Genomic DNA, 1,294 nt, shown 5'->3' on the forward strand with positions numbered 1-1,294 from the left:
AATATTCAACAGCTGGTTCTGTTGCATTAGCTACTCCAGAAGATCATATTAATTTTTTGACGATTGTAAGACCAAGGGGTCTTTATACTCTTTTTTCCATCTTTTTGTTTTCGATCTAATCGAGAAGAATATAAAGTGGCATGATAGACAGTTAATACTTAAAAATGTCTAAAAAAGCAGTGAGTTTAATAGAAATAGTTATCCACATTTAGAGGTATGAATAATTCAGGTAATAGCTGATTTATTTAAAAATTCATCAATATTTCTAGAAAAGAGGATTGTAATGAAAAAAATCATGATGATAGGCCCTATAGAATCGGGGAAAACAACGCTATGTCAAAGGATCAAAGGTGAGGTATTATCCTACAGCAAGACTCAAGCTATACAATTTGATCCTGGGATGATTGATACCCCTGGGGAATTTTTGCATCACCGACGATATTATAACGCCTTGCAAGTGACTTCTGTTGAAGCAGATATAATTGCTTTTATATCCAGTGTTTCTGAAAGGGAACAAACCTTTCCGCCCATGTTTAATTCTTATTTTTCAAAACCTGTTATTGGTATACTGACTAAGATCGATTTAGCAACATCCAGCAAAGTGTTGGAAGAAGCAGAGAAGAGATTGGAAATAGCTGGGGCAGAGAATATATTTAAGGTGTCAGCGTATACAAACGAAGGAGTTGAAGAAATTGTGAAATACTTACAGGATGACGAGCTGAAAGATTCCTGATTAAGAATATATAAAAAAATTAAATATATGTTGCCTTTGAAGCGCTTTCTTGCTATTATGTTTGTGATAGAATATGAATTCAAAAAACGCTCTAATTAAGGAAACCGGTGTAAATCCGGTACGGTCCCGCCACTGTGAGAACCTTTCAGGTTTAAGTCAGGTCGTTAATTAGAGTTTACTATTACTACTAGGGCTCTGTTTCGAGGCAAAACAGAACGCTTTTTGGCCTATGACCGTCTCATGGGCTTTTTTATTTTTCCAGAAACAAACCTGAATTATATTAGTGTTTGAAGAAGGAAAATTCTATCAGGATCTGCAGATCGATAATAGTTTCACAAAGATCACAGAACTATTGACGGAGAATCTCCAATGAGGGAGAATAGGTACAGTGTAGTACTTCTCTGGTTTTTTATTCAATTTTTTAGTACATTGATGGTAACTCCCAATAATCTATGAAAAATTATGTTTCCCAAATTTCTCGTTGCTCGTATGATGATTTCTGTCGATGAAGGTAATATAATCCAATCATTGTCTGGATTAAACAGCTTTATAACAGATCCA

The 1,294-nt window shown here is 34.7% G+C and carries 1 protein-coding gene and 1 riboswitch; the gene reads left to right on the plus strand.

The window, feature by feature from the left end; translation table 11 throughout:
• Positions 1 to 283 precede the first annotated feature (283 nt).
• A complete protein-coding gene (locus ACYVLS_RS08965; RefSeq protein WP_346023882.1) occupies positions 284 to 733 on the plus strand; it encodes a EutP/PduV family microcompartment system protein in 450 nt (149 codons plus the stop codon).
• Between the two features lie 71 nt (positions 734 to 804).
• A riboswitch (adenosylcobalamin (AdoCbl) riboswitch) is annotated at positions 805 to 957 on the plus strand.
• The last annotated feature ends 337 nt before the right edge of the window (positions 958 to 1,294 follow it).

The sequence above is a fragment of the Alkalibacterium psychrotolerans genome, from assembly GCF_054784355.1.

What these genes read in the sequence shown, in the direction of transcription:
- ACYVLS_RS08965 (WP_346023882.1), top strand. Translation starts at nt 284, where the DNA reads ATGAAAAAAATCATGATGATAGGCCCTATAGAATCGGGGAAAACAACG.